At 54.2% G+C, this 25,062-nt stretch carries 17 protein-coding genes and 1 pseudogene; 3 read left to right on the top strand and 15 right to left on the bottom strand.

The genetic code is table 11. The features are described 5' to 3' along the window. Positions 1-152: 152 nt before the first annotated feature. Positions 153-433 (bottom strand): annotated as a pseudogene (locus tag HKD32_RS15215) (IS5/IS1182 family transposase); the annotation flags it as partial. Between the two features lie 359 nt (positions 434-792). On the opposite strand from HKD32_RS15215, the gene HKD32_RS09315 reads away from it, so the two are divergent. After that, positions 793-2,106, top strand: a complete 1,314-nt coding sequence (locus HKD32_RS09315; RefSeq protein WP_061929918.1) for a cation:dicarboxylate symporter family transporter — start codon at positions 793-795, stop codon at positions 2,104-2,106. Positions 2,107-2,197: 91 nt separating this feature from the next. Here the strand turns inward: HKD32_RS09315 and HKD32_RS09310 are convergent, their stop codons facing one another. From HKD32_RS09310 to HKD32_RS09260, 11 genes are all read right to left on the bottom strand, one after another. Beyond that, a complete protein-coding gene (locus HKD32_RS09310) occupies positions 2,198-3,961 on the bottom strand; it encodes a dihydroxyacetone kinase family protein (protein WP_061929921.1) in 1,764 nt (587 codons plus the stop codon). 40 nt (positions 3,962-4,001) lie between these two features. Continuing rightward, the gene (locus HKD32_RS09305; protein WP_194257894.1) at positions 4,002-5,021 is read right to left on the bottom strand and encodes an ABC transporter permease; all 1,020 of its coding nucleotides are present in this window, start codon (positions 5,019-5,021) and stop codon (positions 4,002-4,004) included. Beyond that, a complete protein-coding gene (locus tag HKD32_RS09300; protein WP_023941867.1) occupies positions 5,011-6,516 on the bottom strand; it encodes a sugar ABC transporter ATP-binding protein in 1,506 nt (501 codons plus the stop codon). Before HKD32_RS09300 ends, HKD32_RS09305 begins: the two co-directional genes overlap by 11 nt. Before the next feature lie 28 nt (positions 6,517-6,544). Next, positions 6,545-7,465, bottom strand: coding sequence for a substrate-binding domain-containing protein (locus tag HKD32_RS09295; RefSeq protein ID WP_010505224.1), 921 nt, complete (start codon positions 7,463-7,465; stop codon positions 6,545-6,547). A gap of 60 nt (positions 7,466-7,525) precedes the next feature. Then, the gene (derI, locus tag HKD32_RS09290; protein WP_194257893.1) at positions 7,526-8,008 is read right to left on the bottom strand and encodes a D-erythrulose-4-phosphate isomerase; all 483 of its coding nucleotides are present in this window, start codon (positions 8,006-8,008) and stop codon (positions 7,526-7,528) included. Positions 8,009-8,023: 15 nt separating this feature from the next. Next, positions 8,024-8,863: a DeoR/GlpR family DNA-binding transcription regulator gene (locus tag HKD32_RS09285; RefSeq protein ID WP_194257892.1), complete on the bottom strand. Its 840-nt coding sequence runs from the start codon at positions 8,861-8,863 to the stop codon at positions 8,024-8,026. Continuing rightward, entirely contained in the window at positions 8,860-9,624 is a 765-nt protein-coding gene (locus HKD32_RS09280) for a triose-phosphate isomerase (protein WP_194257891.1), read from the bottom strand. The genes HKD32_RS09285 and HKD32_RS09280 overlap by 4 nt, the downstream gene beginning before the upstream one ends. Positions 9,625-10,060: 436 nt before the next feature. Next, positions 10,061-11,701, bottom strand: a complete 1,641-nt coding sequence (locus tag HKD32_RS09275; protein ID WP_194257890.1) for a lactate permease LctP family transporter — start codon at positions 11,699-11,701, stop codon at positions 10,061-10,063. A gap of 69 nt (positions 11,702-11,770) precedes the next feature. Further along, complete coding sequence (locus tag HKD32_RS09270) at positions 11,771-13,042, bottom strand: carbohydrate porin (protein ID WP_194257889.1); 1,272 nt, start codon at positions 13,040-13,042, stop codon at positions 11,771-11,773. A gap of 439 nt (positions 13,043-13,481) precedes the next feature. Further along, positions 13,482-14,630, bottom strand: a complete 1,149-nt coding sequence (lldD, locus tag HKD32_RS09265) for an FMN-dependent L-lactate dehydrogenase LldD (RefSeq protein WP_061929943.1) — start codon at positions 14,628-14,630, stop codon at positions 13,482-13,484. Positions 14,631-15,118: 488 nt separating this feature from the next. After that, on the bottom strand, positions 15,119-16,048 hold the full coding sequence (locus HKD32_RS09260; protein ID WP_061929946.1) for a LysR family transcriptional regulator: 930 nt from the start codon (positions 16,046-16,048) through the stop codon (positions 15,119-15,121). A 101-nt stretch (positions 16,049-16,149) separates the two neighbouring features. Here HKD32_RS09260 and HKD32_RS09255 point away from each other — a divergent pair, with 101 nt between their 5' ends. Both HKD32_RS09255 and HKD32_RS09250 read left to right on the top strand, forming a co-directional pair. Beyond that, positions 16,150-17,841, top strand: a complete 1,692-nt coding sequence (locus tag HKD32_RS09255; RefSeq protein ID WP_062502830.1) for an alpha-keto acid decarboxylase family protein — start codon at positions 16,150-16,152, stop codon at positions 17,839-17,841. A 190-nt stretch (positions 17,842-18,031) separates the two neighbouring features. Next, positions 18,032-20,464 carry a membrane-bound PQQ-dependent dehydrogenase, glucose/quinate/shikimate family gene (locus tag HKD32_RS09250; RefSeq protein WP_209436200.1) on the top strand — a complete coding sequence of 811 codons (2,433 nt, stop codon included), beginning with the start codon at positions 18,032-18,034 and terminating at the stop codon, positions 20,462-20,464. Positions 20,465-20,596: 132 nt separating this feature from the next. Here the strand turns inward: HKD32_RS09250 and HKD32_RS09245 are convergent, their stop codons facing one another. From HKD32_RS09245 to HKD32_RS09235, 3 genes are read right to left on the bottom strand one after another with little or no spacing between them, the layout of a single operon-like run. Further along, positions 20,597-22,102 (bottom strand): efflux transporter outer membrane subunit, encoded by a 1,506-nt coding sequence (locus tag HKD32_RS09245; RefSeq protein WP_194257888.1) that lies wholly within the window; start codon positions 22,100-22,102, stop codon positions 20,597-20,599. An 8-nt stretch (positions 22,103-22,110) separates the two neighbouring features. Then, positions 22,111-23,187: an HlyD family secretion protein gene (locus HKD32_RS09240; protein WP_061929952.1), complete on the bottom strand. Its 1,077-nt coding sequence runs from the start codon at positions 23,185-23,187 to the stop codon at positions 22,111-22,113. An 18-nt stretch (positions 23,188-23,205) separates the two neighbouring features. Continuing rightward, positions 23,206-24,870: an MFS transporter gene (locus HKD32_RS09235; protein WP_061929955.1), complete on the bottom strand. Its 1,665-nt coding sequence runs from the start codon at positions 24,868-24,870 to the stop codon at positions 23,206-23,208. Positions 24,871-25,062 lie beyond the last annotated feature (192 nt).

Raw genomic sequence — 25,062 nt, 5'->3', positions numbered from 1 at the left:
GCAGATGCGCCGTATTGCGACGCGCTACGACAAGACCGCCTTGTCCTTCATGAGTTTCCTCAATCTCGCCGCCGCAAAGCTCTGGATCAGATTTTTTGTCAACATGACCTAGTTACTGTCGACAAAGCTGATCGAGCGTCGGGGTTGGGAGCGAGGCTGGCCCACGTTATGACTACGGTTCGGACGAACAGCCCGGTCTGTGACTTTTGATCGGTAAAGACGTGCTCAACACGCGATCGGATTATCGACTTTCCGGTGTTGGAGCGTTGGATATGCCGAAGCACCGGTTTGAGATATGGCTTTTTGCGATGAAGCTTCGAAACAAAGCCCTGCTTTTCCATGAAGTCTTTATTGCTCTTTGAGCGGTAGGTTGTGTCGGACCAGATGTTGAGGCAGTATTGGCTTTATCCAGCAGGCCTTCGTGCAGTCTGGCGCGACTACCTATTCATGGTCGATGTCTCGCGACTACAAGATGACTTTTGACGTGGATTACAACTATCGCGGGGCACAGACGCAGCCTCAGCATACTTTCTCGAAAACTCCTTACTGACTTTTGCCGCACCGAAACAGCACTGGTCTGTCACGGTGTGTGGGCAGAATCTTGCAGACCGTCGCTACTGGCTCTCCGGGGGTACACAGGCGACATTCTATGGCGTGATGCCTAGTCTACCACGTTTCGTGGGCGCAAAGATGAATGTAATATACTGAAGGCAGAAGATTGGAAGCTATGATCCAGAAGGGTTTCTCTTACTGGATCCAGGTTTCTGAAACGATAGCAAGAAGAAGATCTGGATGAAAAACGACACGACCCTCCCGGCAGGTGCGAAGCACAGGTTTCGTCCAGGAATTTTCTCGCAGGTGGTCGCGGCGACATGTCTTGGCGTTCTGCTGGGGCTGTTTGTTCCGCACCTGGCAGGAGAGTGCCGGTGGCTGACGGACCTGTTTCTGCGGCTTATCCTGATGGCTGTTGGTCCTCTCCTGTTTTGTATCGTTGTGACCGGCATCACAGGAGCCGGATCTCTGAGTGCGGTGGGACGTCTCGGTTTTCGATCACTGATCTATTTTGAAGGCATGACAACGCTTGTGCTTCTGCTCTCAGTCGGGGCTGCAATGCTGCTTCGACCGAGGCAGGGAATGACCTTCACGCCCAGTGCGGAAGATCTGCATATTGTCTCGTCTTATGCAGCCAATGCGCATGTCCTTCATGGCCAGGGTATTACTGGTTTCATTCTGGGTCTCATCCCACGATCCCCGGTTGCAGCCTTTGCCGAAGGAAACATCCTGCAAATTCTGTTCTTCGCTATTCTTGTCGGCTGCTGTCTGTCCCGCATTGGGGACGCAGGGGCACCCGTCACACGCCTGATCGAAAGCCTTTCAGCTCTGTTTTCGCGTATGATGCGCCTCATCATCGCACTTGCTCCCCTAGGTGTACTGGGAGCCGTCGCTACGACCGTTGCCGAGTATGGGCTGGATGCGATTGATCGGTTGGCATCCTTTGTCGTGCTGTATTTTGTGGCGATTGCCGTTTTCATCGTTGTAATTCTTGGAGGCTGTCTGCTGGCCTGCGGTGTGCATCCAGGGCGTTTTGCCCGTTATTTCCGTGAAGAAATCCTGATTGTCACGGCGACGACCAGTTCAGATTCCGTACTTCCCAGCATTATGGCCAAGCTAGAGAATATGGGCATTCCCAGACAGGTGGTAGGGCTTGTTGTGCCAGCCGGATATTCTCTCAATCTGGATGCGTTATCCATCTATCTCGGCTTTGCCATTGTCTTTCTGGCTGACGTTACCGGATCACCCCTGACCTTGACCCAGATGCTCTCCATGCTGGCAACCGCACTGATTACCTCCAAAGGTGCGCATGGCGTGCCGGGCATCGCAATTGTCGTCCTGGCAGCAACACTGTCTGCCGCCCCGTCGATCCCTCTGTCCAGCCTGGTACTGCTCCTGGCTGTGGACTGGTTTATCGGAATTGCGCGCGCTGTGGGTAATCTGGCCGGAAACTGTGTAGCGCCCGTTGTTATGGCAGTCTGGAACGGGTCTCTTGATCGTAGTCGCGTTCAGGAGGTTCTGGTCCCTCGTGGAAAAATGAGATCTTCTTCATGAATGTCATGACGAATGTGCATTAAAAAATCTGCGTTGGCGGGATCGTTGGTATTTCGAAAAAATATCGATCCCGCCATTTGAGAAAAGGGTATTATAGCCCAGCGGATTGGTGCCGTTGCTCTACAATCAAAGAGTTTTCCTGCATTGATGCGTACAGTTTTTGACCTACGACGTCCGTGCAGAGAGCAAGAGACAGAGCGCCCGCATCGGGATGGCCCTTGCTTCTTTCCCCATGTGTTCGGGCGCGACCGAGCCTTGGCAGCAGGTCCTTTGTGGCTTCCGCGGCGGCCTGGGAGGCCTTGGCAGCTTGTGCCCATGCTTGTGGAAGGGGCGTTGCTTCAGCCAGTTGGGTCTCAAGTGTTTCGACAAATGGAACGAGCGCATCAATCAGGGTTTTGTCGCCGGGTTTAGCCTTGCCCAAGGTCATGATGCGTTCCATGGCCTGTCGGGCACCCAATGCCAGATGTTGGGAGGAGGGGAGAGCATTATCGTCCAGAGCCAGACTGAATGCTCTCAGGCCTTCGCCCCAAAGTGCGCCAGATGTCCCGCCTGCGCGGTCCGCCCACGCATCTGCCGCAGCGGACAGGACAGTGGCAGGACCGGCTCCGGAGGCAGCCGCTTTGGAAGCGGCTGCCCGTGCCGCTGCTGACCCTCGGGCCATGCCCTGTCCATGATCTCCGTCGCCAGCTACGGCATCAATGTGGCCAAGTTCCGCCTCTGCTTTGGCGAGAGCGTCTGCCAGATGAGCCATCATGTCAGAAACGCACTGTCCTCCATGGCGGCCCGCAGCTGTTGAGGATTTCATATAGGTAACGCTGCTTTCAGAGGCGAAATCCTCAGGCTGCATCTCTAAGTCTTCGATCTGGCCGTGGCGTAGGGCTGCCGTATCGACGGGAGCACGCCAGAGTTGTTCCAGTTGTTCATCAAGCCAGGTCAGGGTTAGGGAGCAGCCTGCCATATCAAGGCTTGTAACGTATTCTCCAACCAAGGGAGCAATGGCCGTCAGCCCGGCTTTTTCAAGCAAAGGGGCAAGGGCTTCCCAAAGAACAAAAAGCTCTTCCTGTTTCGTGCTTCCCAGGCCGTTGAGGGTAATGGCAACGCGGCGCGGGGCATCCGCCGGAAGTTCGCTGACAACCTTGTCCAGAAGGATCTGGGCGAGGGCCTGAGGCGCGGGAATGTTGTCTTCCCCGATGCCGGGTTCCCCGTGGACTCCCAGTCCAAGAGCCATGCGCGCAGAGGGAACATGGAATAGCTTGTCTTTCTCTCCGGGAAGTGTGCAGCCATCGAATGCCACGCCAAAGGTTCTCGTCTGGCGGTTCACCCGGTGCCCGATTTCCTCGACGGCATCCAGATCAAGGCCGGCTTCGGCCGCCGCTCCGACGATCTTGAAGATTGTCAGATCACCCGCGATGCCTCGGCGGCGTTCTCTCTCGCCTTCGGTGGCGCTGGCAACATCATCCATCGTGGCAAGGATGCGCACGTCGTAGCCTTCCGCGCGCAGTCTGTCTGCGGCGATGCCGAAGTTCAGAACGTCTCCGGCATAATTTCCGAAACCGAGGAGAATGCCTCCTCCCAGATCTGCCTGACGGACCACGCTCTGGATGGCCTGGGTGGATGGTGAAGCGAAGATGTCGCCTGCAATGGCTGCATCCGCAAAGCCGCTGCCGACATATCCGATGAAAGCGGGGTAGTGGCCGGAGCCACCTCCGACAACCACGGCGACCTTTCCTTGTGCTCCCGGTTTGGCACGCATGACGCCACCACGGATCATTTTGACAAGATCTCTGTGGACCATGCTGTATCCATGGAGGGCGGAGGCTGCGAATTCGGAGGCATTGCCGCAGATTTTGGTCATGTAAGTCTCTCCTTTTGCAGGATGGAAAGCTGCGGACGGGTCAGGACGCGTCGCGGTTGAGGTAATGGCGTGCGAGAGAGTCCAGAGAGATGGCCAGCACAACGATGCCGCCGCTCACGATGGACTGCCAGTAAGGCGAGATGCCGAAGAGGACGATGATGTCCTCAATGATGCCGATGATGACGGCGCCAAACACGGCGCCAACCGGGCTTCCCAGTCCGCCTGTGGTGGCAACTCCGCCAATGACGGCTGCGGCGATGGGGGAGAGAACCCAGGTGTCACCAATCGAGGGCTGAGCCGTTCCGAGACGGGCCACCATCAGGATACCGGCTAGCGCGGACAGGAAACCAGCCAGAGCAAAAGCTCCAACGCGAATGGCGTTGACGCGGATGCCGAGCATTTTTGCGGCCTGTGGATTGCTGCCGATTGCGTAGATGTAACGCCCGACAGGGGTGCGCATCATGACGAAGGCAACGATTGTCAGGCAGACGAGGAGGATCAGGAAGGGGACGGGTAGTCCGAAAACCAGGCCTCTACCCAGAAAGCTGATTTCATGTGGCACGCCTGTGATGGCAACGCCACGGGTGGCCACAAGATTGGCACCGCCATAGACGCCTGCCATGCCGATGGTCAGCACGAGGGAATGTAGCCGCAATTGGGTGATGAGCAGACCGTTCAGCAGGCCGCATCCAGCGCCCATCAGTAGGCACAGGCCGAGGGAAAGCCAGGGATTTAGCCCCATCTGCACCATCAGCATGCCGCCAACGACACCGGCCAGGCCACCGATGGCCCCAACGGACAGATCAAGTTCTCCAAGGATCATCAGGACGGCCTGTCCAATCGTAACCAGCCCAATAAAGGCCAGTGCACGCGCAATGATGATCATGTTGAAAGACGTCAGGAAGTGCGGGGAGAGCAGGCAGGAGATCCCGAAAATCAGGATCAGCGCGCCAATGACGCCTCCAAGTGGGTTGGCAATCATCCGGGCGATCAGCGTGCGCAGGGAGGACGCCTTAGGGGGGGTGGGGGTAGCTCCGGGAAGTGTGGTTTCAAGCGACATGGCGGGTCTCCGTGGCGCCGATGATCGCGCCGACAAGCGTGTTGACGTCAGTGGTGGCCTGATCGAACGAACCGGTGGTGCGGCCGTCGTACATGGTGATGATGCGGGTGGCGCAGCGTTGGAGCTCGGTCATTTCGGATGACACGAGAATGATGCCGACGCCTTCTTCGGCGAGTTGCTGCATGATGCGATAAATCTGGAATTTTGTTCCGATATCGATCCCTTTTGTGGGTTCATCGAAAATCAGGATACGGGGACGCCGGGCCATGGCGCGGCCAATGATGGCTTTTTGCTGGTTTCCGCCAGACAGATAAACAATCTTCTTGGCGGCTGACGATGTGCGGACATCGAACTTCTCAATCGTGTCGGAAACGATGGATTTCTCTTTGCCGGAAGAAATAATTCCGCCGCGTTTCATCTTTTCCAGAACGGACAGGCTGATATTTTCCCGCACACTGAGCAGCGGGAAAATGCCATGATGCTTCCGTTCTTCGGAGAGATAGACCATTCCCATGGCAACGGCGCGATCCGTTCGTCCACGTGGAATTTCTTTATCGCTCAAGATACAGCGTCCGGCTTTTGCAGAATGGTATCCGAACATGGTCTGCATAACTTCTGACCGGCCAGCACCGACAAGACCTGCAAAGCCAAGGATTTCGCCTTTGCGAAGCTGAAACGAGACGTCCGAGAAGCCGGGACCTGTCAGTCCTTCCACGCGAAGCAGAATGTCGTTGTCATCAATCGCGCCACGAGGCTGGAATTTTTCTTCCAGTTGGACGGAGTTGCCAGACATGAGACGAATAAGATGCTCTTCCGTCATGCCGTCCATGGGAAAGGTACCGACGCTTCGTCCATTCCGAAGAACAGTGACTGTATCGCCAAGACTGAAAATTTCTTCCATCTTGTGCGAGACGAAAACGATGGCACATCCACTGTCGCGCAGCGTGGTGATGATGCGGAACAGATGCTCTGTCTCATTGGCCGTCAGGGACGATGTCGGTTCATCCAGGATCAGGACCTTGAATTCGTCGCGGCAGGCTGCGCGGGCAATTTGGAGCAACTGCTGGTCTGGCACACTGATGCGACTGACAGTTTGTCCTGGGCGGGCATGAATGCCAAATCGTTCAATGAACTTTGCGGCTTCCGCTTCCATCGCCTTGCGGGAAATGGTCACGCGACCAAATCCCGAATGATGGAAGGGCATGAACATGTTTTCCGCCACCGTCATGGACGGGAACAGATTCAGTTCCTGCGGGACATAAGCGATGCGTGAGAACAGGCTATGATCGGCAAGAGCATCATGCCCCTCGATCAGCACTTTTCCTTCATCGGGTTTGACCAGACCCGTCAGGGTTTTGATCAGCGTCGATTTTCCCGCGCCGTTTTCGCCAGCAAGAATATGGATCTTGCCCGGTTCAAGCGTCAGATCGACGTGGTCAAGCGCGACCACGCCGGGGTAGCTTTTACGGACAGCTTCTACCTGAAGAACCGCCATGATCGTGCCTCCTGCTTCCGAGCAGAGTTCAAAGAGATTTCTTGGTGATGACGTCGATGCCGGTATCGATGTATTTTGGGGTTTTCTGACCCATGGCGCTCTGCCAGGCGGAGACGACGGCCCAGTAACCCTGCATTTCCGGACGGCTGGAAGCTGTGGATTCAGCAACGCCATCTTTAATGAGCTGGAGCATGTCATTTAGGTTATCGAGGCCGACTTCTTGCACCTTGCCAGCTTTTCCGCTTTCACGAATGGCCTGACCGATGCCCACTGGCCCGGAAGCGTCACACGCGACCCATCCAGCAAGATTGGGGTGAGCCTGCATAATGGCAGAGGCCTGTTTCTGACCGGTCTCGATGCTATCGTTATCAATCCCTGTCGCGACGACTTTGATATCGGGATATTTTGCGAACACCTTCTTCTCGCACTCTGCTCGCAGGGTGTGGTTTGGTGCGGTCGGGACGCCCATCATGATGGCGACTTCACCCTTCTTGCCAATCAGCGTAGCGAGACGTTCCGCAGCGATCGTTCCCTGCTCGCAGAAATCCGCGCCAACAGCCGTGATGTTCATACCTTCCGGGGGGAGGGAGTCGAAGACGGTCATAGGGATTTTCTGCTCGATGGCTTCATCCATCGTGGCGCGATTTCCCTTTTCGTCCAGCAGGTCGAGGATCAACCCATCTGGATGGGTCGCAATGGCGCGTTCGATAATATCGTTCTGGGAAGACACATCGGCGGTTTGGGGCGCACGGTATTCGATTTCGATCTTCTGGCCTGTTGTCTTGGCAATCATATCGGCTGCAGCATGAGCACCGGTATTGAGCTTGTCGAACCACGGGTGGACGACTTTTGGAATCAGTACGAACCGCAGTGGTGTACTGCTGTCGGCGGCTTGTGCTGCCAAGGGCGTTGCTGCCAGGAGAGCGCCAAGGAAAAGAGCTTTCTTCATGTTTCTGTCTTTCCGTATGATCCGTTCCGGTCCCGTGCCGGAAAACGGTACGATGTGATGTCAGCAGCTTGGTGTTGGCAGATGGTGCTCGGAATACTTCCGGCTCAGCGTTTCAATTCCGGCCACGTTGCCTGCTGAAGGGCCGGACGGGTCAAAGCTGCGTGCCAGCCAGGCATCCACAATGCTCTTGGCCAATTCCGGTCCGATGACTCGTGCGCCCATGGTGATGATCTGGGCATTGTTGGAGAGCGCGGCACGTTCAGCGGAATAGGTGTCATGCGTCAGGGCGGCGCGGATGCCGGGAATTTTGTTGGCGGAAATACACACGCCAATTCCTGTTCCACAGCATAGGATACCGCGATCAAAATTACCCTCCGTGATGGCAAGACCAACCCTTTCACTCAGCTCCGAATACAGTTCCGGTTGGTTGTCTTCGGGGTGAGACATATCAACGACAGTATGGTGTGTTGTGGCCTGCAGATGTGCTGCAATAAGAGAAGCCAGGCCTTCACCAGCCTTATCGCCACCAATTGCGATACGCATGTCTGTTCTCCATTCTTAAGGGATGTGTTCGGGAGCGATGATGGCTCTGTTCACCCTCGTGACGGGTATTTCCGCAATTTCCAGGTTAATCCCGGCGTTGCGGAGTGTGTCTTCCAGGTCCTTTTCAAGACCTGAGTCCGTGATCACCACGTCAAATTCCGTCAGATCAGAAAAACGGTTGAGCGTGATGACGCCGAATTTGGTGCTATCCACCAGCAGGATACGCCGGTCGGAGATATTCATCAGAGCCTGTTTGGCTTTGATGATGTCCTGCTCCTGATGATAGGCTGTCATTCCGCGGATTGCGGCCACGGACAGAAACAATGTGTTGACGCGCAGGGATGTTGCCGCCTGCTCGCACAGCGTTCCGAAGAAGGCGTCGAAATCTGTGTTATAGCGACCGCCAAGCAGCAGAAGATTAACGTTGGCGTTGCTAGTGAACAGGTTGGCTGTTCCCATGCTGTTCGTCACAACTGTCAGAGCAAGATTTTCTGTCAGGCGTTCTGCAAGGAAACGGGATGTGGTGGAATCATCCAGTGCAATGATTTCTCCGTCCTGCACGAAGGTTGTGGCCAAAGCTGCGATTGCCTTTTTGGCTTCGACGGCACGGTGGCTGCGCTGGGCCGTACTTCCTTCCGAGAAGGCTTTGGGCACGGTTGTGACGCCGCCATGAACACGTCGCAGAACGCCGCGTTCTGACAAAACCTGTAAATCGCGGTGGATGGTCATTCTGCTTGTCACAAAATGGCCTGCCAGTTCGTCGATCTGAGCGCCGCCCCGATCCCGGACGTAATCCAGAATATTCTGCCGGCGGGCAGAAACGGAGCGTGTTTCGAAAACTGTCTGAGCAGTCATGCCACGACGCCTTCTGCCAGAGCATGGAAATGGTCGACATTCCAGGCTGCGCGCCCAACGAATACTCCGTTGACGTTCTGTAGGCGGCTGTAACCGGACGCGTTGTCCTGATTGACGCTTCCGCCATAGAGAAGGCGTACTGCGGAGCCGGCTTCCAAGCCTGCGAGATTGATCAGAACACTTCGCAGATGGTTATGGGCTTTATCAATGAACGGCACGTCGGCAGGCCGTCCACCTGCTCCAATGGCCCAGACAGGCTCATACGCTATCAGAACTCTTGGGATGTTTTGTTCGGAAACGCCGTGTAGAGCGATTTTCAACTGTCGGGCGAGCGTTTCCAGTGTGACATCATGAGAATATTCTTCAGCGGTATCGCCGATACAGACGAGTGGTCTTAACCCATGATGCAGCGCGGAATGCACCTTGAGATTAACGGTCCAGTCTGTTTCTCCGAAATGTGTGCGACGTTCTGAATGACCGATTTCAACCAGTTCTGCCCCACATTCGGAAATCATGACGGGTGATATTTCTCCCGTCCAGGCGCCGCTGTCTTCCCAGTGCATATTCTGGGCGCCAACGATCACACGGCTCCCTGAAAGATTGTCACAGACATCCTTCAGGGACGTAAAAGGTGGAATGACGAACGGTTGAATGGTTGCCGGGAATGATAACCGGGCCAGTCTGTCGGCAGCTTCAGCGGCGGCTGAAGGACCTTTGTTCATCTTCCAGCTTGTACCAACCCAGGTAGCGTCACGCTCCATCGCTCATCTCCGATTCGAGCATCTCATACGTAACGACTACACTGTTATATATAACTGTGACAATGATAGAATTATCTCATAAAAAAGGCCTCATATCTGATTTCGGTGTTCTGTTTCGGAGATTATTAGAACTTAAAATAGTATAAGTTATTGTTTTAAAATGAAAATATGTGGTATTTCCATCATGGTGGAATTTATAGTCATAAATTGATACTCATCACACTAATCTGTGATTTAAATGTTATTTTTATGGGATTTTTGCGCCCTGCGGAATGAGTGCGCTTGGCATGTCATGGTTGTTTTGAATGAAAAGGATTTGTAGCCCTTGGACAAAAAAGCTGACGGACGCCTGATTTGCGCGTCCGTCAGCCAGTATGGTTTTTGAATTTGCAGAGCTCAGAGCCGTCTTTTATCAGAAGGCTACCAAGATCGGGATCTAACCAAACAGATAGATCCGCATTATGAGCAGGCTACTCAACATAAGAACAAGTAAGATGCTCCATTTCAGTGTGAATTTGAGCATTTCTCCTTCGCGTCCAACAATTCCGACGGCCGCACAGGCCACGGCAATGGACTGGGGTGAAATCATTTTTCCTACTGAACCTCCTACAGCATTGGCAGCGACGAGCAGGGGGCCGCTGACATTGATCTGTTGACCTGTGGCTGCCTGTAATCCTCCGAACAGAGCGTTTGAGGATGTATCCGATCCTGTGAGGAAAACGCCCAGCCATCCAAGGATTGGAGAAAGAAATGTAAAGGCGGAAGACGTGGCCGCAAACAGGAGAGCAAGCGTTGCGGACAAGCCGGAGTAATTTGCCAGATAAGCAAATGAAAGAACCATGCCGATAGAATAGATCGGAATTTTCAGCTCATTGAGTGTCTGGAAAAAGATTGCTGCTGCATCGCGGGGGCGGGCACGCAGGACGAATGTCGAAAGGATCGCCGTCAGCATGATGCTTGTGCCAACCGAGGATATAAGATCGAGTTTGAAGATGGAGTGATATGGCGTGGGTTCCAGAGACACTGGAGGCATTTTGATGATCAGATCATTCAGATAGGGAAAGGGAAACGTGATGACGGTTGAAGCCAGCGGACCACCCGGTTTGAAAAGGTTTTTGAAGGGCGCAATGCTCCAGATCGCTACGAACACCGTCAGAATGACAAACGGCATCCAGGCACGGATAATATCGCTGGTGCCATAAGTCTTTTCAGGTCCGGTAACAGACGTCGCCTTGCTGTTCTGAGGAAAACGGAAACTGGTCGCGGGCGTCCAAAACTTCAGAAAGAGAGGAATGACCACCAGAGTTGCCAGCGCTGCCGCAATATCAGGAAGTTCAGGACCGACGAACACAGCGACCAAAGTCTGTGTGATGGTGAAAGTCAGGGCTGCAACGAGGGTAATTGGCCAGAGTTCTCGTAGTCCTCGCAGGCCATCGACGATCAGCACCAAAAGGAAAGGAATGATAAAAGCCAATCCTGCCAGAAGGGGCATTGCAAGGCGGGAAATCAGGAATGGATCTGCACCGATAACCTGACCTCCGACGATGACGGGAATGCCCATTGCTCCGAATGCGCCAGGGGCAGCATTGGCGAGAAGGCAGAGGCCACCCGCGTAAAGGGGAGGGACGCCAAGACCCACGAGAAGCGCGGTTGTAATTGCGACCGGGGCGCCAAATCCTGCGGCGCCTTCAAGAAAGGCACCGAACCCATAGGAGACGAGCAGGATCTGAATGCGCTGATCATCAGAAACTGTGACAATTGAATATCGAATAATATCGAAATATCCGGTTTTGACCGAGAGCTTGTACAGGAAGACGGCAGCCAGAATAATCCATGCTATAGGCCATAAGCCATATAGAAAACCGTATATTCCTGTCGCGATCAGGTACGGTACTGGCATGCCGTAAAATAGGACTGCAATGATTGCTGTGAGGATGACGGTAATGGTGCAGGCTATATGACCTTTCATGCGAAGAACCAGTAACGCCACGAAAAAGAATGCAATCGGTATAAGAGCGACCAGGCTTGAAACAATGATATTTCCGGCTGGATCGTAGATCTGGTTCCAGGGGGACATGGGTTTATTCTCCTGACTTCGTGCCGATAATGCGTATCCATGCCGATGTCCGGCTCTGGATGTGAGGGTTTAAAGGTTACCGATAAGTTTGAGGCCGATGATCGTTGCGTTCGGGATGACGGAGGTTTCCCCTGGTCGCATCTGGTATTCGAAAGAGGGCTGGAACAGCAGGCCTGGCATTATTGGAATGCCATAATAGGCTTCCAGCGTTGCTGTATGGGTCTGTGGACCATTCACGCCTGCCGGAAAGGGTAGTCCGGCCTGCTGGAGAAGATTTTGTCCGAGCGTGAGGCGCTTACTGATCTGGTAATAGGAGTACATCACGCCAAAGCGGTCGAGCGGACGAAACGGAATGACGCCAAGAAGCGAGGTGCCGACGTAAAACTGGTCTGAGAAGACAGAGACTTGCGGGGTATTGTGAATATATCCTGCCATCAGATAGCCTCCTGCCATCTGATGCAGACCATGACTGCGGTAAATCATCTGATCGGCCTCAATGTAGAACGTATCGCGTGCTTGAGGCCTGCGCACGGCATAGCGAAGGGCCATGGAAGAGGGAACATTTCCAATCAGGTCCGCGAAGCCGCTGGTGTCGTGACCAAAGCCCAGTTTGTAATGGCCTGGCAGTTTCCTGGGGCCGAGGAAGGGTTCCCAAGTTAGTTCGATCGGGAGCATGACGCCGGTTTGCTTCTCGCTGCCCCATGCCCATCCTGATGGATTGGATGTGAGTACGGAGGACGCATAAACGCCGGTTCTTAACGTCAGATCACGTGTTGGGCGCAGTCGAACTGTGCCGCCCCATGTTGCCTTGGGATAGACGCTCCATCCCTGAGCGCTCTTGATCCCCACCGGGGCAGAACATTGAATCATGAAGGTGCACAAGAGCAGGGACGTGCCATAGGTATGGGTGAGGGTTAGGCGGCCAAGATTGATATTGATGCTGTTGCGTCGGAAGGATTTTTCGACATAGAAATCTGCCAGATGAGCGGCCATGTGCCCGGAAAGGCTGTAAACTTCGGAGAGCAGAATACGTCGCTCTCCGACGTGATCGAAGCTGATCTGTCGGCCTGCCCGTTCCATCAGAACGCCATGCAAAATCCATCCATTCAGACCGAGCAGTTTTCCAAGATCGAGGTTGTTGATCAGTGTGAGTTCATGGGCATAAGACATGCCTCGGCTCAGGCCTCCGCTTACGTTGGCAAGCGCTTCTCCTTTATAGGCGAACTGGAATGTGTAGCCGTGTTTGCCAAGCCATGCTCTTGCAGGGGATAGTTGTGGAACCAGATTGCCGAAGGCTTGAGCAGGCACGAAATAGCCCGCAGACAGGTCGCGTTCCCTCAATGCATCGTCTCTGTGATTGAGGAGCGCAGACAGGCTTTCAGTATTGAAAAGGCTTTCGAGCTGATTGGGGTCTGAGAGATGTTCTCTCAGTCTGGGGTGAGTAGATGTGGCATGTGTTGTTTTTGTGTCCAGTTGGGACTGGGGTTTCGAAAAATTTTTATCTGATTGCAGTTGTGTAGAGGGCGCGTTGGGAGCGCTTCTAGCAGAGTGGATCGTTGAAAGCGCGACAAGCAATATGATACCTGCCAGCTTTGTGCTCCCAGATATTTTTTTATTCCTGACGTGCGATAAAGACGACGCAGACCATTGAAAGAAAGTATCGCACATAAATCCAATATTCCGGATCGGCATAGATTGTATATAAGGGGAAGGTTTTTTTGCATGTTGTGTTCTTATTGTGAGCCACAACATGCTGTATTTTCACTTGGTATTTTTGAATTTATTGATCTCGTGCAAGTTTTTCGACGCTGTTGGATGTAATTTCCGAGATAGAGCGTGCTCCAGTTAGCGTCATTGCAACGCGGAGTTCTTTTTCAATGATGTCCAGCACGTTCGAAACTCCGCGTTCTCCGGCTGCTGCGAGTGCATAAACAAAGGCGCGCCCAAGAAGAACGGCATCTGCTCCGCAAGCGACCATTCGCGCTATATCCAGCCCGCTGCGGATCCCTGAATCAGCCAGAATTTTCAGATCCCCTTTAACAGCATCCGCAATTGCGGGAAGGGCTCGAATGGTAGACAGGACACCGTCAAGTTGCCGTCCACCATGATTGGAAACGACGATCCCATTCGCACCAAATTTGACGGCGTCTTTTGCATCTTCAGGGTCCAGAATACCCTTAATGATCATTGGGCCTTCCCAGAAATCCCGGATCCATTGCAGGTCTTTCCAGCTTATTGAGGGATCGAAATTACCTGCGAGCCAACCGATATAATCTTCAAGGGCTGTAGGCGTACCGCGATATGTTGAAATATTACCCAGGTCATGCGGGCGCCCACGCAAACCAACGTCCCAGGCCCATTGCGGATGTGTTACAGCCTGAGCATAGCGGCGCCATTTGGCCATCGGGCCGGACATGCCCGAATGGGCATCGCGATAACGTGCGCCGGGTGTGGGCATATCGACCGTAAAAACAAGAGTGGTTACGCCAGCGGCTTTTGCACGCTCCAGGGCGTCTCGCATGAAACCGCGGTCTTTCAGAACATAAAGCTGAAACCAGATTGGTTCCCGAACTGCAGCCTGTACTTCTGCGATTGGGCAAACCGAGACGGTAGAGAGGGTAAAAGGAATGCCTTTGCGGCTTGCGGCGCGTGCGGCCTGTACTTCGCCTCGACGGGCATACATTCCTGTCAGCCCAACTGGGGCAAGGGCGGCTGGAAAAGCCAGTTTGCGACCAAATAATTCAGTAGAAGTATCCAAGTCTGACACATTGCGCAAAATACGCTGCCTCAAAGCAAGATCCGCGAGGTCTGCAGTGTTTCTTTTTAATGTATGTTCAGAATATGATCCACCATCAATGTAATGGAATAAAAATGGAGGAAGTTTTCGAGCTGCTGCTTTTCGATAATCCGTCGCTGCCGAAATAATCATTGCAACTCTCCTTGGCGGTGATCTGATCCCGCTTGCGCTTTGCTTATGTTTCCGTCGGGCCGTCTTTCTTGCGGTCCGTCTAGCGCATTGTCTGGAAGAGAAATGGTTGGACATCCATTCGCTGAAACTGGCGTTATCCATATGTTTTCGATATATAAAAATTATTTTTTATAAAATACCTATATGTTTTAAGGGTTTAGAGGGTGCGTGTGCTTCTTGATGGCTCTCTATCAAAGAGACGTGATTACTTTCTGTGTTGATTAATTTTTAGTCAAAGGGGTGTTTTTTATTTTGGGAAATTGGGACTATCCAATTTCTTTTTACTTAATCATCTGGTAACTAAGTGGTTAATAATTCTCCATTTAGGATTGTACAGGATTTAATTTTCTCACGACGCCGCACTTGAAGGTGTTGGTCCTGCCTCGTTAATTACGCTTCAGCAGGATGTGTGGAAAAATTCTCTGTTCGAGAAATCACGTGATGATCGTTTAAGGCACTGAAGCAGGTGTAGATGGGAGTGATGCGGTTGGCATTCGTCCAGCGAGTTCGCTGAGAAGATGGTGAAACCGTGCGCTCGGCCCTGAGAGTTCAGGCTGGCTGGAGGCCAGGGCGATAGAGGCGCGGGGCATAGGGCCGTCGATAGGATGGAATGTCGCGCCCTCAGCGTGTATTTGACTCAGATAGGCGGGAACAATCGAAACCCCCATCCCGGCTGCCACCATGGGAACTGTTGCCGCAATCTGTGGAGTGGACTGACCCAGTCGGGGTGTAAAGCCCGCTTTCTGGCATGCTGCGATGATAGCGTCATAAAAACCAGGGCCAAGTTCGCGTTTGAAAATCAGGAAAGGTTCATTGGCCACGGCAGAAAGCGGTATACGGTCCTGCTGCGAGAGGGGGTGGCCTTTGGGAATGGCTAGAACCGTGGGTTCATCAAACAGCGGGTGAAGGGTGATACGCGGATCCGGCGCTGGCGGGCGGACGATGGCGATGTCCAGCCGGTGTTCATGCAAAGCTTCGCAGAGTGCAGGGGTATTACTTTCGTCTAAAGTGATGACGATATCTGGCCAGCGTTCTCGAAACAGTCGGATAGCGCGCGGAATGAGGGGGAGGAGGGCGACTGCCCCCGCCATACCAAGGCGCAATCGCCCTTGTTCGCCTCGTGCCAGCCCACCTGCCAGTAAATAGAACTCGCGTTCCATCTCCAGAATATGACGCGCCTTTGCCAGGAGGTGTATGCCCCCTTCCGTCAAGGTGGCTCCCCGCCGGGAACGATGAAAGAGGGAAAGCCCCAGCTCTGTTTCCAGCGCTTTGATCTGCTGGCTGAGTGGAGGCTGTTCGATATGCAGAGCTTCTGCTGCACGGGTAAAACTCCCGTGATCCGCAATGGAGACGAAATAGCGTAAGTGGCGCAGGTCCATGATCCATATGTATCATATATGGAAATGCATTCAACTATATATTGGACTTTATTCCGCATCCTGCCGAGAGTCGTGTCAGACATTCCTCAGAGGATATCGTGATGAGCTTTACTGTTGGACATTATCTTGCTGAACGGCTGACGCAGATCGGTTTGAAAGACCATTTTGCCGTAGCGGGAGATTACAACCTCGTCCTGCTGGATCAGCTTCTAGAGCACGGCGGCATGCGCCAGATTTACAGCTGTAATGAACTGAACTGCAGCTTTTCTGCTGAAGGGTATGCGCGGGCCAAAGGGGCTGCTGCAGCTATCGTGACGTTCAGCGTCGGTGCCATTTCAGCCATGAACGGTCTTGGTGGATCTTATGCCGAGAACCTGCCTGTTATCGTGATTTCGGGCGCGCCCAATACGAATGACTATGGTTCGGGGCGCGTGCTGCATCATACGATCGGCACGACGGACTATAATTACCAGCTTGAAATGGTAAAGCATGTCACCTGCGCGGCTGAGAGCATCACGGATGCTGAATCAGCACCAGCCAAGATTGACCATGTCATCCGCACGGCTCTTCGTGAAAAGAAGCCAGCCTATCTGGAAATTTCCTGCAACGTGGCTGCGGCTCCCTGTGCTCGCCCTGGCCCGGTAGACTCCCTGCTGTCCTATCCGGCTCCGGACGATGCCAGTCTGAAAGCCGCTCTTAAGGAAGCGGAAGAATTCCTCAAGCAGCGTGAGAAGGTTGTTATCCTTGTTGGAAGCAAGCTTCGTGCGGCTGAAGCTCTTGAGGAAACCGTAGCTCTGGCGGACAAGCTGGGTTGTGCCGTTACAGTCATGAGTGCGGCTAAAAGCTTCTTCCCTGAGACGCACCCGGGTTTCCGTGGCGTTTACTGGGGTGAAGTCAGCAGCCCCGGTGCAGAAGCGGTCGTGAAAAGTGCAGATGGCGTCATTACGCTCGCACCTGTCTGGAACGACTATTCTTCCGTGGGTTGGAATGATCTGATCCGTGGTGAGAACGTCCTTGAGGTTAACCCGGACCGCGTAACGGTCAATGGCAAGACGTTTGAAGGCTTCCGTCTAAAGGAATTCGTGAAGGCTCTCACGGCACAGGCTCCCCATAAGCCTGCATCCTTGACCGGACGCTATGAGCCTGTCGTTCTGCCAAAGGCTGAACCGTCTGCGCCACTGACGAATGACGAGATGACGCGTCAGATCAACGCCTTGGTGGATGGTAACACGACTCTTTTCGCCGAGACGGGCGATTCCTGGTTCAATGCGACCCGTATGCATCTGCCGGAAGGCGCGCGCGTTGAATCCGAGATGCAGTGGGGGCATATCGGCTGGTCCGTCCCGTCTGTTTTCGGGAACGCGGCAGGCTCGCCGGAGCGTCAGCACGTTCTGATGGTCGGTGATGGCTCGTTCCAGCTTACGGCTCAGGAAGTTGCACAGATGGTTCGGTATGAACTGCCGGTCATTATTTTCCTGATCAACAACTATGGTTATGTGATTGAAATCAAGATTCACGACGGGCCATATAACTATATCCAGAACTGGGACTACGCCGCACTTGTTAATGTCTTCAATGGTGGCGTTCCAGGTGAAGCAAGTGGCAAGTCGGGTCTGGGCCTGAAGGCTACGACGGGTGCAGAACTGGCGGAGGCTATTGAAAAGGCGAGAAAGAACACTCGTGGCCCAACTTTGATCGAGTGTAAGCTTGATCGCACGGATTGCACAGATGCGCTTGTCGCATGGGGTAAGCGCGTGGCTGCTGCCAACTCCCGGAAGCCACAGCGTAGCTAAAAGCAAAAATCTGAGACGGAAAAACCAGAGCCTTTGCAGGCTCTGGTTTTTTTTATGTCACTGGCGCTCGGTCTGGTCTGTCGGCATAAGGCACTAACCGCGGTTCCAGAGTATCCGTATGAAGTTCTGCGGTACAAAGAATAGAAAATATTGTGGTGGATAGAAGGTCGCTCATGCGGAGTTTTTTGATGTGAAGAATAATATTGCAGGAAAAGTCGGCGCCGATATACGCTCCGCATGTCGTATTCTGTTTGCGACAATTATCTTCTGTGTTGGCATTGCGCTTTTGGCTGGAGGGTTCCGTCTTATTCTTTTGGGCGGATCCTTTTATTATTGCGCCGCAGGCTTGGCGTATGTGGCCATTGGTATTCTCATGTTTCTGCGGCAGCGTTTGGCTTTGCCTGCGACAGTTGCAGTTTTTCTCGCCACTTTGCTTTGGGCGTTGGCTGATACGCCGGAAATCGGTTACTGGGCGCTGCTGCCTCGTCTGACCGTTCCAGCAGTCCTCTGTGTTCTGGGAGTATGGGGAACGGCGACACTTGCAAATGTTGGTTCCGGGGCTCGCAAGGGCAGCGTTATCGGTGGTGCGGGTCTTGTACTTGCTCTTCTCGTTACGGTGTTTGAAGCCTTTACACCGCATGGTGCCATCCACAATGAGAGCGATGTTGCGACCCGCGCTAAAAATGTCGTGGCCAGTGATGATGTTCCGGATGACTGGGCGTATTTCGGTCGAAATGCACATGGAACACGTTATGTGCCGTATACGGCCATTACGCCTGAGAATGTTCGCAATCTAAAAGTTGCCTGGGTTTATCACACAGGGCGCCGCGTGACTGGGACTGGTACGGGCGTTGATGAAAATACGCCGCAGCAGATTGGGAATGTTCTTTATTCCTGCACCCCGGAAAATAAGGTTGCTGCGATTGAGGGCGATACGGGGCATGCTCTGTGGACGTTTGACCCACAGGCACATTCCGCAGAGCACGTAAGCTGTCGTGGGGTAGGATATTACGATACCGACAAAGATCTGACGCTGACAGCCGAGGAAAAATCTGTCGATCTGGAGGCGCCTTGCCGTCAGAGCGTCATTGTAAACACGGTCGATGCCCGTCTGATCGCTCTTGATGCACATACGGGAAAGCTGTGCCCGAAGTTTGGAAACAATGGCGTGGTCGATCTGAAGTCCCGCATGGGGCCGGTCGAAAACGGCAAGCGGTATCATCCTACTGGTATTCCAGTCATCATGGGTCATACGACGGTGATTGGTGGCTGGGTGCGCGATATCGTGCATGGCGAACCTTCGGGAGCCGTGCGGGCATTTGATGTGCGGACAGGAACACAAACCTGGACATGGGATGTTGGTGATCCGGATAACGCCAATGCCACAGACCCTTCCAAGACCTATACTCTGGAAACACCAAATGTCTGGACTATTCCGACATATGACCGTGATCTGAACCTGGTCTATCTGCCGACGGGTGGTGGCCCGCCGGATTATTGGGGTGGTGATCGCGATGCAGTGAAAGAGAAGTTCGGGGCGGCGATCGTGGCGGTTGATGCTACGACTGGGCAGACAAAATGGGTGTTCCAGACGGTTCATCATGATGTCTGGGACTATGATATTCCGTCCCAGCCTGTTCTTTATGATGTGAATAACGCCAAGGGTGAAAGAGTTCCTGCTCTGATCCAGACCACAAAGACGGGCAATATCTTTGTCGTTGATCGTCGGACCGGGAAGCCGGTGACAGATGTGGTCGAGAAAAGTGTTCCACTCCAAGGTGCGGCGGAAGGTGAGCATCTGGCCAGGACACAGCCATTTTCTGTTGGGATGCCGGGTATCGGCAATAAGCCGCTTACGGAAAATTCAATGTGGGGCGTAAGCACGTTCGACCAGCTCTACTGCCGGATTATGTTTCGTAACTCTGTTTATGAAGGTCCATTTACGCCACCTGGCGAGAAGCCCTATATTGAATATCCAAGTCTGCTTGGTGGGATGAACTGGGGCGGTATTGCTATTGATGAAGCCCGGGGCCTGATGTTCGTGAATGACATGCGCGTACCGCTGCGCATGATGCTCGTGAACGAAAAAAACGCTTCTCATTACACAATTTCGATGGATGAGGTTCCAGGCTTCATGGGCACTCTGCGTCCGCAGGTGGCAGGTCCTTATCGTGGTGTTCGTATTGATATTCTTCAGTCACCACTGGCTGTACCGTGCAATACGCCGCCATTTGGAACAATGAACGCCATTGATCTGCATACGAAGAAGCTGCTGTGGCAGGTTCCTCTTGGAACGGTGAAAGACACCGGCCCCATGGGGTTGAAGACTCATATGCCTGTACCAATGGGATTGCCGACGCTGGGAGGTCCAACGGCTACGGCGTCAGGTGTTCTGTTCTTCGCGGGGACCCAGGATTATTATTTAAGAGCGTTGAATTCATTGACGGGTAAAGAGCTTTGGAAGGCACGGCTGCCAGCCGGAGCTCCGGCAGCACCTCTGGTGTTTCGCTCTCCGAAGAATGGCAAGGAATATGTCGTTATTTCGGCAGGAGGAATGAGCCACTCGCCGGATGTGAGTGATGAAATTATTGCTTACACGCTGCCTGATGGAGAAGGGGAGTAACGATTTTGTACTGACCCAGGATATGATTTCTTGGGTCAGTTTCTATAAATGGTCTTGATCGTTATGAACGGATGGAAGCAAAGATCGCCCGTCTTCCATCCTGTTCTTTGGGATTACTCAGAGGATCATGGCTTAAAGTACTTTCTCCCATCCTCCCCCAAGGGCCCGATACAAAAGAGCTACGGATTGAGCGACGTTTGCGCGGGCTTCAGAGAGTGCACTCCGGGTTGATAGAAGAGCACTTTGCGCTGTCAGTACATTTAGGAAGTCCCCAGCGCCCTGACTATATTGCAGTTGAGCAATGTGAACGGCTGTCTCGTTCTCCGTGACACTTTCCTCCAGCCGCTTCTGACGTTCCTGAGCGGTACTCAGATCCGTCATGGCGTCGTCGATTTCTTCCCAGGCATGCAGAATTGTTTTTTGAAGCGCGATCGCAGCTTCTTTCTGCTGAGCTTTACGAAGATGCAGCTGGCCTGTGAGCCGCCCCCCTTCAAACAGAGGTAATGTCATGGTCGGGCCAAAGCCATACTGACGAGAGGCCCAGGACCCAAGCCCACTGAACTGGAGAGCCTGAATATCAAGGCTGCCAGAGAGGGTGATGCGGGGATAAAAATCCGCAATGGCGACGCCGATACTGGCCGTTGCTGCATGGAGGCGTTCCTGCGCGGCACGAATATCCGGTCGGCGGTCTGCCAGTTGTGAGGGTAGGCCGGTCGGGATGATTGTGGGCACAGGCGGAATGGCGCCGGGCTTGCCGAGGGTGTTGGCCAAAGCACCTGGCTCACGAGCGACAAGGAAACTGAGGGCATTGATGAGATGCACTTCCTGACTTTTCAGAACAGGAAGGCGCGCCTCGAAGCTATGCATCTGCCCACGAGAATAGGCGACATCGAGTTTGGTCGCTGTTCCTTGAGTAAAGCGGAGATTTGTCAGATCAACGCTATGACGTGCGATCTCGATACTCTGCTGCGTGATGGCGATTTGGGCCTGTATATTCCTTAAGGCGATATAATTCTGGGCAGTTTCCGCCATCAGGGAAACAAGCACATTGCGCTGCATGTCTTCGGTGGCGTGCATGGCTGCCGTGGCAGCTTCAACCTGCCGGCGAACATGTCCCCAGAAATCAACCTCCCAAGATGCGCTCAGCCCATATTGCGGAAGATTGAACGATGGATTGCCCTTGGCGCCATCGGCTGCAGCAGGCCCGAACCCTTGTGCGCCACTGGCGACATCACCGGGGCTCGCCTGTTCGGTCGTTCCGAGAAGGCCAAGGATACCGTTGGTGCTGGCACGCTCCCGCGCATAGGACGCGGCCCCATCCAGTCGGGGCATCTGTGCCGCACTGGCAATGCGGCGCTCCGCCTGACTTTCAGCAAGGTTCAGGGCGGCCGTCCGCAGATCCAGATTGCTGCGGACCACTTCTGCTTCAAGCTGCGTCAGCACAGGGTCGTTGTAGAGGTGCCACCATTGCGGATCGAGTGCGGCTTCGGTTGGGTGGTCTGTCGCTGGGGCGACACTCTCATGATAGTGCGCGGGCGAAGTGTCAGTCGGCTTATGATAGTCCGGTCCAACGGTGCAGGCGCTCAGCGCTGTGACAGACAGAAGAGTGGCTATTCGCGGCGATAGGAAAAGGCGCATGGGCTGTCTCACTGCCAGGCGTAACGGTTGTCGCGGGCATGTGGCCCTTCCGGCTGTGAGGCCGTATCCACTTCCGCTTCAACAGACATACCGACGCGAACCTTGGTTGCCAGAGGCTGTCCGGCATCGAATGTCAGCTTGACCGGCACACGCTGGACCACCTTTGTGAAGTTGCCTGTCGCATTATCCGGCTGGATCGCAGCGAAGGCGACGCCAGTCGCTGGGGCCAGACTGTCTACATGGGCATGGAGCGGATGGCCGGGGAAAGTATCGACCCAGATTGTCGCCCGCTGGCCTGTCTGCATTTGGGTGAGTTGGGTTTCCTGAAAATTGGCCAGCACATACGCTTTCTGAACAGGCACGACAGCCAGCAGACCTGAACCCGGGTGAACATACGCACCAATACGAATACCGCGCTCACCAACAATGCCGTCCACTGGGGCGGGAATGGTGCAGTAGGACAGGTTCAGCTCTGCCTGATGCTCTGCACTTTGCGCTTTGAGCAGAGCACCCTGTGCCCGCTGGATCTGTGCCTGAAGAACCGGAATCTGCTGCCGGGCGCTGTCAACGCCAGCTTTGTCACGGGCGAGGGTTGCCATGGCTTCCCGGAGATGGGCGTCAGCGCCCTGCTGTTGCTCAAGCGTGCTGGCGCCCCCCGCTGAAAGATTATGATAGCGGGTGGCGTTCTGCTGCGCGAAGGCCAAACTGGCTTCGTCAGCCTTGACGGTATCGGACGCTGCGGCAATCAGGCTGTCCTGACGGGCCAGCATGGCCTGAAGGTTGGTCACTTCGCCTTCTGCGGCTGCCACGTCCCCTTTGGCTGCTGCGAGAGCAGCGCGATAGTCGTCGTCTTCGATATGAGCGAGTTCTTCGCCCGCGTGAACGTTTTCATTGTCTTCCGCAAGTACCCGGTCGATCCGTCCAGCAACTTTGGGGGCAACGGTCGTGAAGTCAGCCGTGACATATGCGTCATTGGTCTTTTGATGAACGCCGTCACCCACGAAAAAGCGGTCGGCACTCCAGGCCAGTCCAGTCAGAACCACGACGGCGCAGCCGGCGAGAAGAAGAGGCTTTCCATAAATCATGTCTGAGAGATCCGGATCTTAATGTGCGGGGGCGGACATTGGCGCCGCCGGAACAGGAGTGGAAACAGGGACGGGAGCAGGTTTGGGAGCCGGGCCTTTGCCGGGCGGATAGACGCGTTTTGGAAGAATGAAATTCAGAACGACGTAACCTGCACACAGCACGGCAACGACCAGATAGATATCGGCCAGAGCCAACACGACAGACTGTTCGTGCAGGTAGTCATGAAAGATTTCCAATGCGTTGCGGGGAACATGCGCCGTATCCGGTGACGTATTCTGGATCGCGCTCTCAATCGGGTTTCCCATGCTGGACAGGGACGTCGCGTTATTGCCGGAGCGGTCCAGGAGCATGTTGGAATGATACTGCTCGCGCCGCCGAAGCAGGACTGCGAACAGGGCCGCAGCCACGGCATTGGCCATTCCTTTGAGCATGTTCACCATGCCGGAAATGAACGGACCGTCCGCCGGACCAAGGGACATGGTTGCCAGCATCAGAACGGGAATGACTACCATGGGCTGTCCTACGATCTGGAGGCCCTGTAGAAGATAGAAATTATCCCGCACCCAGTCCGGCGTAAGCCAGGTTCCGAGGAATGCCGCTAGCCCGAGGCAGCTCATGCCGATGCCCAGCAGATAACGGCAGTCCACCGACCGCATGTTGCAAAGGGCCGCTGTCAGCGGAAGCATGATGAGTTGTGGCAGAGCCACCATCAGGGCGATAGGAGCTGTCTGGGACGGGCGGTATCCGCGCACTTCTGCCAGATACGTGGACGGAATTTCCATCATCAGACCGCAGATGACCAGAACGCCCACAAGGGTAAGCATGGACATCGCGATGTTCCGGTTCTTCCAGTACTGAAGGCGGAAGAACGGACTGTGATGGTGCCATTCGTGGAACAGGAAGCCCACAAACAGCGCACCGCCCCAGAATGTCAGATGGGAAATGATCGGAGAACGGAACCAGTCCAGTCGGTCGCCCTGATAAAGGACTGTGACCACGCACAGAATGGATGGCACACCGATGAAGAAGCCACGCCAGTTGAACTTCATGAACCGTTCGAGATGCACCGGGTCTCTGGGAAGGCCGTAAGCCATCATGGCGATGGCAATGGCGCTCAGAGGAATGACTTCCCAGTACAGCCAGTGCCAGCCGAAGTGCTCAAACCACAGAGCTTCCAGCGGTCCACCAAGATTGGGGCCAAATGTCGCACTCATGGCGTAGCCGCCCACACCAAACACCTTGATGGGAGGTGGCAGATATTTAAGCATCACGGTCATGAGGACGGGTGGCAGACATCCCGCACTGAGGCCCTGTGCTGCACGCAGAAAGCACAGGGAAACCATGTCCGGCATGAAGGGCAGGGGAATAGACAGAAGAGCCAGAACTGCCGTCATGAAGATCGAAAAGCGGTAGATTGAGAACGTCATGTAGAACCATGGCGTGAAGGCCATGGCGGCAATGTTGAAGGCTTCGTAGGTCGAGATGAACCACGTGCCTTCATCACGGCCGATATGCATGGCGCCGCGGATGTCCGACAGGCCGATTTCGGTGATGTGTTCGTTGAACCCTGCGACATGCACAGCCAGCAACATACCAAGACACCCGATCAGAGTGCGTATCCCGAAGGGGGGCATGTAGGACGGTTGCGCGGGTGGCGCTGCGGTTTGTGAAGGTGATGCCATCAGCTGCTCTCTTGGTGTCTGAGCGCATCTATCGGGGTAACTCTGTGAGGAGAAAACCCTCACTTCGAACAGGTTAGGATTTCACTTTTTGGAAGGGTAGCTAAGAAGCCTTTCATTTCTGTATGTTGGACTTCATCGTTCCTGTTTATGGTCACGGGAGTGTTTGCCGTTACCTGAAGGAAGGAAAGTGCC

Source organism: Gluconobacter japonicus (genome assembly GCF_015244665.1).
Taxonomy (GTDB): Bacteria; Pseudomonadota; Alphaproteobacteria; order Acetobacterales; family Acetobacteraceae; genus Gluconobacter; species Gluconobacter japonicus.
The sequence above is the reverse complement of the archived record's forward strand: the minus strand, read 5'-3'. Positions and strand labels throughout refer to the sequence as shown.